Genomic DNA, 9,602 nt, shown 5'->3' with positions numbered 1-9,602 from the left:
TATTAATGTTTTTTAAAAAGTTATTTTTAATATGTGGAGTAACATTCAGTTTCTCTTCACTACTAGAAGCAAACTCGTTCTATATTGAGTCAATTGCAAAATCAATGCTCGGCAAAACCTATAAATGGGGTGGGAATGGTCCCTACAAATATGACTGCTCTGGATTTACAAAAGAGGTATTTGAGAAAAATGGAATTGATATTCCTAGACTCTCAAAAGACCAAGCACAAATCGGAGAGAAAATCAGAAAGAATCAACTTCAAAAAGGTGATTTGATATTTTTTCACTCAAAAAAAAGTACCATAGTTGACCATGTAGGCATCTATCTAGGCAGAGGAAAATTTATCCATGCTAGTAGATTTCACAAACGAATAGTCATCAGCCCCCTAAGAGAGTATAAAAGATTTTTCAAATGGGGCAGACGACTCACTTAGTGCGTTCTAACTCTTAGTCTAATCTTCAGGATTGCTTAGGGGGTGATTTTTGGCTAAGGCATTAAGCATAAATCCTTTATTAATTTTTTTCATTATACTCTGTTAAGACTTATGACTCTTACAAAATAACATTATTAATCAATTCTTAAGAATATAAACTATATAATTTCTCAAGCCAAACAAAAGGATACTCAATGAAAACATTTACTAAACATCTAACTCTAACTGCACTGCTCACAACCTCAATCTTTGCTTCATCAAGCAACTATCTTCTGCTAAATGACATGAAATTAGTTAAAGAGGAGAGAGTAATATTGGAAAAGATGACTAAAGGGGTAAATGAAGAGAACAAGAAAAAGTTTTCCAAAATTTTAAATGGACTCATTCATAGTGATAGTAGCCTAAATCTGAAGGGAACAGAGATAACAGATATTAGAGCAAAACTTGTTGAGATAAAAAAACTATGGAACAGTGAAAAGGATACTCTCGATAGCTCATCGCTTAACGAAATTGAGACAGAAGTAAATCAAGCTGTTGAACTCTACACTAAATCATATAACAGATATTTACAAAAACAGAAAATCTCTACACTTGTTACTCAACATATGAATCAAACTGAACCAAATAGTCAGGTGTTAGCTCTTTATGAGAAGTTTTAAGACTTCTCATCTCTTCTTTTTGTAATACTCCACCACCAAAAGCCCTACTCCCACAACAGCAAAGATAAAAATAATAGAGCCAATGATAACATCGTTACCAATTGGCTGACTCAAATCAAACATCAACTACCTCTGCACATCGAGAACAAGCAGACTCTTCTGAATCAGAAGTAAATCTCCAACATCTTGGGCATTTTTCTGCTGTTGCCTTATGAACTGTAAATGTTTTACCATCTAACTCGAACGAACCCATTTGTTCAGCATCAGATGACTCTCTCATACATGAAACAATAAACCAATCTTCTAAATTTTTACTATCTTTAATCGCAAATGAGCCAATATCTCCGATAATTTCAAGCTCTAGTGCTGATTTAATAATCTTCTCTTTTTTGAGCTTGTCTGTCAACTCCGAGAATCTATCTCTAGCTTGTAGAAGTATTGTATCATCAAAACTAGCCTCTACCTCTGGAATCTCCTCATACACAAGGTCAAATATAGACTCCATATCATCTTTGATAATAGCAGGTGCATAGTCCAAAATCTCATCCATCGTATAAGTAAGCACAGGAGCCACAAGTCCCATCATTGATTTTGCAATCAAAACCATTGCTGATTGTGTTGATTTTCTAGTAGCAGAATCTGCACCATCACAGTAGAGTCTATCTTTGGTAATATCCATATAGATACCACTTAGCTCATTGGTTACAAAATTATTGAGTATTGAGAACCCTCGGAGGAAATCATTCTCGGCAAAAGAGGCATTGACTGAACCAAATACCTCTCTAGCTTTGATAAGAATCCATCTATCAAGTTCACCATACTCACTTGGCTCTATAACCTTTTCTAGCCCATCCACATTTGCCAATAAAAATCTAAATGTATTTCTTAGTTTTCGATACTGCTCTGCTGTCTGCTTCAAAATTCCATCAGAGATTTTCAAATCTTGCTGATAATCTGAAAGAGCAACCCAAAGTCTCAAAATCTCTGAACCATACTGCTTAATCACCTTGTCAGGAGCGATAACATTACCCTTAGATTTTGACATCTTCTCACCCTTCTTATCTACGGTGAAACCATGAGTGATAAGCGTCTTATATGGTGAGATTTGATTGATAGCTGAACTCAACAGTAGTGAAGATTGGAACCATCCTCGATGTTGGTCACTCCCTTCTATATATAGTGAAGTTGGATACTCACCTGCATCATACTCGCCACTCTTGACCACAGAATTCCAAGTAGAGCCAGAATCAAACCATACATCCAAAATATCCTCTAATTTTTCAAGGTCATTAGGGTTGTATTTTGAATCAACTGGTAAAAGCTCTGCAATCTCCATATCATACCAAGCATCAGCACCTTTCTCATCAAAGATAGAAGCGACATAAGAAAGAACATCTTCATCAAAAATCACCTCTTTGGTAGCCTTGATTCTAAAAAATGCTATAGGCACACCCCAACTTCTCTGACGAGAGATACACCAATCAGGTCGCCCCTCTATCATCGGTTTTAATCTATTTCTTGAACTTGCTGGATAGAATTTCACATCTTCAATAGCCGACAGAGCATTCTCTCTTAGAGTAGCATTGGAATCGTTTGGCTTCTCATCAATCGCAATAAACCACTGATTGGTCGCTCTATATATAAGTGGTTTTTTTGTTCTCCAGCAGTGAGGATATGAGTGGGTAAACTTACCTAACTTAAGAAGAGAATCACCCAAAAGCTCCAAGATAGGCTCATTTGCCTTGAAGATGTGCATCCCCACAAACTGCTCTGCATCAGGAAGCAGACCAAGCCCCACTACAGACTCATCAAAACAACCTCTCTCATCAACAGGCATTAAAACTTCAAGACTATATTTTAGCCCAACTCTATAGTCATCCTCACCATGCCCAGGGGCTGTGTGAACACAACCTGTACCACCATCCATCAATACATGCTCACCCAAAATAAGCTTGGATTCTCTTCCATTTAATGGATTTGTAGCGATTAGATTTTCAAACTCTCTAGCCTGAATAGTTTTGACAACCACTCCTGAAACTACCTCTTGCTCTAGCATATCAGCATATCTAGCCTCTGCAACAATATGACCTGACTCTGTAAGCACATAGTTCTCTTCAGGATTAAACGAAATACCTGTATTTGATGGCAAAGTCCAAGGGGTCGTTGTCCAGATAACAACACCTGCTTTTCCTGACAGACCTAACTTAGCTTTTGCCTCATCATTTAGCTCAAAATCTACAAAAAGTGTATAGTCCTCTTTATCCTCATATTCAACCTCTGCATCAGCCAAAGCTGTTCTTGCCGCCCAAGACCAAAAAATAGGCTTATGTCGCTCAACAAGCAACCCTCTCTTTGCTATCTCACAAAGCGTTCTATAGATATTTGCTTCAAACTTATAATCCATAGTAATGTAAGGATTTTCCCAATCAGCCATAATCCCAAGAGTCTTAAATCCCTCTCGTTGACCCTTCCAAGCCTTCTCTGCTGTAATTCTACAAATCTCTCTAAATTTAGAGGTAGATAGAGTCTCTTTCTTCTTTCGCCCCATCTTATCTTCAACTTTTTGCTCAATTGGCAGACCATGACAATCCCAACCTGGAGTCATTCGCACAGCTTTCCCTTGAAAGTAGTTGTATTTGAGGATAATATCTTTTAGAGTTTTATTAAGAGCATGACCGATATGAATATCACCATTGGCATAAGGAGGACCATCGTGCAGAGTAAAGAGTTCAGCCCCCTCTCTTTTAGCTTTCATCTGCTCGTACATATTTTCGCTATACCATTTTTTGTATCGCTTTGGTTCATTGTTTGGTAAGTTTCCACGCATTGGGAATTTTGTCTTTGGGAGTAGTAGTGTATCTTTAAAATCCATTATATTCTTTGCCTTTTTTACCCAATTACAAAACTATCTTGGAAACGGAGACTTTAGTCCCGTATTTTGCGAGGCTAAAGCCATCAATTCCTAAGTTTTTCAAGAAATATAATGGGTATATAATAATTGGTGGGATTATATCTAAAAGTTGTTTTTGGTATGGTTATGAACCCTCTTTCCCCATAAGTTCACGAAGCTTATCCTTTAGCAGAACATTATATATCACTCAGCCTTAAACATAAAAATATCAAGAGACTGGACAATGATTATCTTGATATCGCTAAAAAGAATTTAATCTCTAAAGAGAAAGCGAGAGAGACCATTAAACAGATAGTATCGGTAATGGATACCCTTGAAGAGAGAGCAGAAGTGATTGGTATATCTTCTAAGAATATTGGTGAGTGTCTGTTGAATGTCAATTCACAATTGGATTTGATACGAGGAGAGCTGTTTGCATAGTTATCTTGACGGTTTATTTCTATTAAATATTCGTAAAACCTCAATTAGATTTTTGTCAAAATTTACTTTATAATTTATTGTATAACCTTTGTATGTCATATCTCTTATGTTTTTATTATCAAAATATATTGATGGTTTGTATTTAAAAGGATTATCAGGTATTAAAAATATTAATTCTTCAAGTTCATTAGCAAAACCTATACTAGCACCAATTTTATCTTTTGCTATATGATTTATAATATGTAATAACTGATTTTCAAAAGTTTTTTTATAAATTATTGTCATTTAGTTATTCAATGTTTTCAAATGATTGTTTATATTATTCCACAAATCAGAATGTGAAATCATTTCAGCAGTACCATTTTCAACTGCTAGTAAGTCCTGTTGTAATTGTTTTTGTCTTTCGTAAAAATATGGATCTAATTCTAAATTTTTATCTTTTTGCAGTTGAACTTTATCTTTATAATGTTCAATAATAGTTAAAAAATCTTGTACAAAATTATCTTGAATATTTACGGTTAATGTTTGCATGATAAAATCCTTTTTTTAAATGTATGAGTCATTATATCTAAAATATACCTAATATTTTAAAATCTATATTTGATGCTTTTTCTTTTTGTTGTTTTGTATATAACTTTATTTTGCTATTTTATGAGAAGAACCATTGATTACCCATAAGCCAACTCTAACCGAAAACCCTCTAAACTTCCACATACAAAAAACTTTAAGGAGCAAACCATAAAATTATTAAAAACATTTAAACATATTCAAACTACAAGAACGCTTCTTAGGGTTTGGCTTTAGCCTCTTACTTTTTATCTACTGATAACTTTATCACTTTTTATTAACATGCGTGTAGGGTGTTGTCCCTGACAATACCGTCAAATAATATTTAAAATTTCAATACCTATGTTATTTGGTTTTGACGGTGTTTTCATGGGAAAACACCCTACGGAAATTTATATAATTTTAGGAATAGCAATGAATACAAATAACGAAAACTATAAACTAAAAAGCATCGTCCCATGGGGCAGAAACTTAGATGAATACAAAACCATATTCAATTTAAGTCAACAAGATTTAAACTCCAAAATACTTGGCTGTGGCGATGGTCCTTCCTCTTTTAATGCAGAGCTTACAGAGTTGGGAGGAGAGATAACTTCTATCGACCCTATTTATGAGTTTACAAAAGGGCAACTCTCCGAGCGTATAGATGAGGTTGCACGAGAAGTTATGGCGATGGTACGGGAAAACTCAACTAGTTTTGTATGGAAAAACATTAAAAACCCTGATGAGTTGGAGTCAACTCGTATGGGTGCAATGAAGAATTTTTTAGAAGATTATGAACAAGGTTTAAAAGAGTGTCGTTATGTTCATGAGATGTTGCCTTCACTCTCTTTTTCAGATAAGCAATTTGAGTTGGCACTCTGTTCTCATTTCCTCTTTTTGTACAGTGAACATTTAGATTTTGAGTTTCATTTGAATGCTATAATGGAGATGTTGCGAGTGGCTAAAGAGGTACGGATATTTCCTCTGATGAGTTTAGAAAATGAGTACTCTCCTTATCTTGATAAGGTTATAAATAGACTTGAAGCCAAAGGCTATGTTGCCCAAATAGTCAAAACAGATTATGAGTTTCAACAAGGGGCTGATGAAATGTTGGTGGTTAAAGATATGCAAAAATATTTAGAAGAGACACCCATAGTAGACTACTCAAACAAGAAAGTATACTCTTTGGCTATGAACTTAGCTAATGGGTGCAAAACTGATACTCAAATAACCAAAAAATGTTTTGAATATGTTCGAGATAACATCAACCATTCAGGTGATTACAGAGATGAAATTACTACTTACAAAGCATCAGATGTTTTGAAGTATAAGACAGGTTGGTGTTATGCCAAAAGCCACTTATTAGCAGGACTTTTACGAGCCAATGGTATTCCTACAGGATTTTGCTATCAGAGATTGAGCTGCTCAGAGTATAAAAAAGATATCTATTGTCTTCATGGACTAAACTCTATTTATTTAAAAGAGTTTGGTTGGTACAGAGTAGATGCACGAGGAAACAAAGAGGGTGTAAATGCACAGTTTAACCCACCTCATGAGCAGTTAGCTTTTAAAATTGAAGAGCATGAATTTGATTTACCTGTGATTTATTCTGAACCTTTAGATGAGGTTGTTTGTGCTTTAAAAAAGTATAAAAATTATGATGAGATGATTGAGAACTTTCCTGATGTGGAAAGTCAATATGTATAAACTGTGGGACTATAAGAGAAATATATTACGAACTCTCTTCTTTCCTCATAAGTTCACGAAGCTTATCTTTTTTACTCTTTCTCTTACCCTTAACAGGTGCTTTCCCTTTAACTTTTAAAGGTGCTTCTCCTATTAGTTCATAACCTTTTATCTGCTCTCTTTCAAGTTTAATCTGACTGCGTTTCTCTATAACTCTAAAATGTGATTGTTCTTCATGACCTATAAAAGTGACAGCCTCACCAGACTTTCCTGCTCTTCCTGTTCGTCCTATTCTATGAATATAATCAGCAGGAGAACGAGGTAGGTCAAAATTTATAACACAATCTATCCCTTCTATATGCAATCCGCGAGAGATAATATCCGTGGTAAAAAGAATCTGAATTTTTTTAGCCTTAAATTCTGCTATGGTGTAGTTACGGTCTTCTTGTGATAAATCACCGTGAAATGACTCAGCCAAATAGCCACGCTTTCTAAACTTCTCAGCTATGTTGTCGGTGGCTCTTCTGTTTGCCATAAAAACCAATACCTGTTTCCACTTCTCTTTTTTTAATAAATAGCGAAGTAGAGGACCTCTATTTTCAGGATTGACCTCTATAACTCTCTGCTTTATATTCGCAACGGTTGGTGTCTCATTTTCTATGGTTACTCTTATCGCTTTTTGAGTTACTTTTGAGGCGATTTGTAGCATTTTTTCAGGATAGGTTGCCGAGAATAGAAGGTTCTGTCTTTTGGTTGGTATCGCTTCTAAAATGGCATCTAACTCTTCTGAAAATCCAAGGTTTAACATCTTGTCTGCCTCATCAAGTACCAAAAACTCTAAATGTTTCAGACTCATCTGATTTTTACTCAAAATATCCAAAAACCGTCCTGAGGTAGCCACAACAATGTCACACCCTTTTTGAATGGCATAAATTTGCTCTCCAATTCCCTCTCCACCAATAACAGAGACAACTTTTGGTCTAGGAGAGATGGCTTTTCCAAACAGCGTAAAGGTCTCTGCTACTTGCAAGGTAAGCTCACGAGTAGGGGTTAAAACCAATACTTTTATCTTTCGCTTCCCCTCTGTAGGATTTTTGGATAATAGCTCTAAAATAGGCAATACAAAAGAGGCACTCTTCCCACTACCTGTTTGAGCTTGTGCCATGATGTCTTGTTTTTTTAAGACAAGAGGAATAACTTTTTTTTGTATGGGAGTTGGCTCTGTATAGTTGTTTTGTTGAAGTATCTGCTGTAGAGATTTAGATAGATTTAGTTTTGTAAAAGGCATCTAGTACTTCTTATTCGTATTAACTAACATATCTTTTTCACTAAGCTCAAACAGAAGATTTCCCAAACTTTTCAGCGAAAAAAGTTGAAGCTTTTCACCTTTCTCTTTTTTAAGTTCAGTCGAAAACCTGTTTTTAGAAAAAATCACATAACTCTCTATATCCAGTTCTGCTTGTTGACACTTCTCTTTTAGCTTTGTAAGCTCACTCTTTTTGGCTTTTGCCTTAGAGAACTTACACGCACCTGCTATCATTTTGCCTGATTTTGTTTTGGCTAAAAGGTCTATCTCTACATTGGTATCCCAATATGAACCTATCTTGATTATGGGGTCTTGGCTTGTCTCATTGTAACTTTTTTTGATAAGCTCCATAAAAAGTTGTTGGTAGATAAGGTTGGTAAACTCCCCTCTCATTTGATTCCAACGCTCTTTAACTTCCTTGTACTCTCCTGCTTTAATACCCTTATAATAAGGAGAGATAACAGCAAACCAAAAACGCATAAATGGTTGATTGAATAGAAGCTTAATGGATACTTTTTCATGATTTTCTAGTGGTTTTTCTACCGATACATCTTTAGACAAAAGCCCCTCTTTTATCATAAAATCTACAGATTCCTCACCAGATTCTTTATTTGTTTGAGCCTTTTTAAAAGCAGAGTGTTCTCGTCTGTCGCCTGTTGCAAGGGCAGAAAGCACTTTATGATGAATCTCTTTGCTTTGTGTAATCTTGGTGGTATCTCCATGGATATAACGGTAGTTGTTTAGAACTTTCTCCTCTATGAGTTCATCCAGAGGTTTGGTCAAATCGACTCTCCAACCCATCCCTCCAAACACAGAAAAGTATTCTAATGCAACTTCTAAGTTGGTGGCATTGTTTTGATAGCAAAAAGAGCGAAATTGTTGGAGGATGGTTGGTTGCGACATATGTGAAAGACCTTGAAATGATTTTGGGAATTATAGCTGAATTTTATTTATTATTTGAAATATTATCAACTCTATTTCGCTATAATTACTCCATGAAAAAGAATACTACAAAACAGAACAGCATAGATATAATAAACATCCTAAAAGAGAAAAATCAAACAATCTCATTTGCCGAAAGTTGCACAGGAGGACGGATAGCATCAGAGTTCACAGCCATCTCAGGAGCATCAGCAGTCCTCAATGGCTCATGTGTCACCTACTCCAACGAGATAAAATCAAAGTGGCTAGGGGTATCAGAAGAGACCTTAATGGAGCATGGTGCAGTAAGCAAAGAGTGTGTCGAGGAGATGTTAAAAGGCATTGCAAAACTTGCCAATGCAGACTACACGATAGCCGTAAGTGGTATCGCTGGGCCGACAGGAGGAACGGATGAAAAACCAGTGGGTACGGTCTATATTGGTATCTTAAACCAAACCAATATAATTATAGAGCGACACCTATTTAAAGGAGAGAGAGAGTCTGTCCAACTCCAAGCAACTGACACGGCAATAGCACTTTTGAAAAAAAATCTATAAATTACACAAAAACCCTTGACATATAGTAAACCATAGGCTATAATTCCGTCCACTTATCACATGGTAAGTTAATAAAAATCGTGACCCGTTAGCTCAGTTGGTAGAGCAATTCCCTTTTAAGGAATGGGCCCTAGGTTCGAATCCTAGACGGGTCACCAC

Annotated in this window: 9 protein-coding genes and 1 tRNA gene; 5 read left to right on the top strand and 5 right to left on the bottom strand. The window is 35.8% G+C overall.

Annotated elements, in window-relative coordinates:
* Both GSY74_RS05820 and GSY74_RS05815 read left to right on the top strand, forming a co-directional pair.
* A partial coding sequence (locus GSY74_RS05820) for a C40 family peptidase (protein WP_164664159.1) occupies positions 1–434 on the top strand: 434 nt, incomplete at its 5' end.
* A 194-nt stretch (positions 435–628) separates the two neighbouring features.
* On the top strand, positions 629–1,093 hold the full coding sequence (locus GSY74_RS05815) for a hypothetical protein (protein WP_164664158.1): 465 nt from the start codon (positions 629–631) through the stop codon (positions 1,091–1,093).
* Positions 1,094–1,208: 115 nt separating this feature from the next.
* On the opposite strand, the gene ileS is transcribed toward GSY74_RS05815, so the two are convergent.
* From ileS to GSY74_RS05800, 3 genes are all read right to left on the bottom strand, one after another.
* Complete coding sequence (gene ileS / locus GSY74_RS05810; protein WP_164664157.1) at positions 1,209–3,965, bottom strand: isoleucine--tRNA ligase; 2,757 nt, start codon at positions 3,963–3,965, stop codon at positions 1,209–1,211.
* A gap of 459 nt (positions 3,966–4,424) precedes the next feature.
* Positions 4,425–4,709 carry a type II toxin-antitoxin system RelE/ParE family toxin gene (locus GSY74_RS05805; protein ID WP_164664156.1) on the bottom strand — a complete coding sequence of 95 codons (285 nt, stop codon included), beginning with the start codon at positions 4,707–4,709 and terminating at the stop codon, positions 4,425–4,427.
* Positions 4,710–4,955 carry a hypothetical protein gene (locus tag GSY74_RS05800; protein ID WP_164664155.1) on the bottom strand — a complete coding sequence of 82 codons (246 nt, stop codon included), beginning with the start codon at positions 4,953–4,955 and terminating at the stop codon, positions 4,710–4,712.
* A gap of 450 nt (positions 4,956–5,405) precedes the next feature.
* Between GSY74_RS05800 and GSY74_RS10885 the strand changes: the two genes are divergently transcribed.
* Entirely contained in the window at positions 5,406–6,680 is a 1,275-nt protein-coding gene (locus GSY74_RS10885) for a transglutaminase family protein (protein ID WP_255494554.1), read from the top strand.
* Between the two features lie 25 nt (positions 6,681–6,705).
* Here the strand turns inward: GSY74_RS10885 and GSY74_RS05785 are convergent, their stop codons facing one another.
* Both GSY74_RS05785 and GSY74_RS05780 read right to left on the bottom strand, forming a co-directional pair.
* On the bottom strand, positions 6,706–7,947 hold the full coding sequence (locus tag GSY74_RS05785) for a DEAD/DEAH box helicase (protein WP_164664154.1): 1,242 nt from the start codon (positions 7,945–7,947) through the stop codon (positions 6,706–6,708).
* A complete protein-coding gene (locus tag GSY74_RS05780; RefSeq protein WP_164664153.1) occupies positions 7,948–8,868 on the bottom strand; it encodes a DUF234 domain-containing protein in 921 nt (306 codons plus the stop codon). It abuts the gene before it with no gap.
* 92 nt (positions 8,869–8,960) lie between these two features.
* Here GSY74_RS05780 and GSY74_RS05775 point away from each other — a divergent pair, with 92 nt between their 5' ends.
* Together GSY74_RS05775 and GSY74_RS05770 are read left to right on the top strand one after the other, a co-directional pair.
* Positions 8,961–9,443: a CinA family protein gene (locus GSY74_RS05775; RefSeq protein ID WP_164664152.1), complete on the top strand. Its 483-nt coding sequence runs from the start codon at positions 8,961–8,963 to the stop codon at positions 9,441–9,443.
* A gap of 82 nt (positions 9,444–9,525) precedes the next feature.
* Positions 9,526–9,601, top strand: a tRNA-Lys gene (locus GSY74_RS05770).
* Position 9,602: the final 1 nt, after the last annotated feature.

Source organism: Sulfurovum sp. bin170, from assembly GCF_010892395.1.
In the GTDB taxonomy this organism is placed as follows: Bacteria; Campylobacterota; Campylobacteria; order Campylobacterales; family Sulfurovaceae; genus UBA1140.
Note: the sequence above shows the minus strand (reverse complement) of the source record. Positions and strands in the feature narration are given on the sequence as shown.

What these genes read in the sequence shown, in the direction of transcription:
- GSY74_RS05815 (WP_164664158.1), top strand. Translation starts at nt 629, where the DNA reads ATGAAAACATTTACTAAACATCTAACTCTAACTGCACTGCTCACAACC.
- ileS (WP_164664157.1), bottom strand. Translation starts at nt 3,965, where the DNA reads ATGGATTTTAAAGATACACTACTACTCCCAAAGACAAAATTCCCAATG.
- GSY74_RS10885 (WP_255494554.1), top strand. Translation starts at nt 5,406, where the DNA reads ATGAATACAAATAACGAAAACTATAAACTAAAAAGCATCGTCCCATGG.
- GSY74_RS05775 (WP_164664152.1), top strand. Translation starts at nt 8,961, where the DNA reads ATGAAAAAGAATACTACAAAACAGAACAGCATAGATATAATAAACATC.
- GSY74_RS05780 (WP_164664153.1), bottom strand. Translation starts at nt 8,868, where the DNA reads ATGTCGCAACCAACCATCCTCCAACAATTTCGCTCTTTTTGCTATCAA.
- GSY74_RS05805 (WP_164664156.1), bottom strand. Translation starts at nt 4,709, where the DNA reads ATGACAATAATTTATAAAAAAACTTTTGAAAATCAGTTATTACATATT.
- GSY74_RS05785 (WP_164664154.1), bottom strand. Translation starts at nt 7,947, where the DNA reads ATGCCTTTTACAAAACTAAATCTATCTAAATCTCTACAGCAGATACTT.
- GSY74_RS05800 (WP_164664155.1), bottom strand. Translation starts at nt 4,955, where the DNA reads ATGCAAACATTAACCGTAAATATTCAAGATAATTTTGTACAAGATTTT.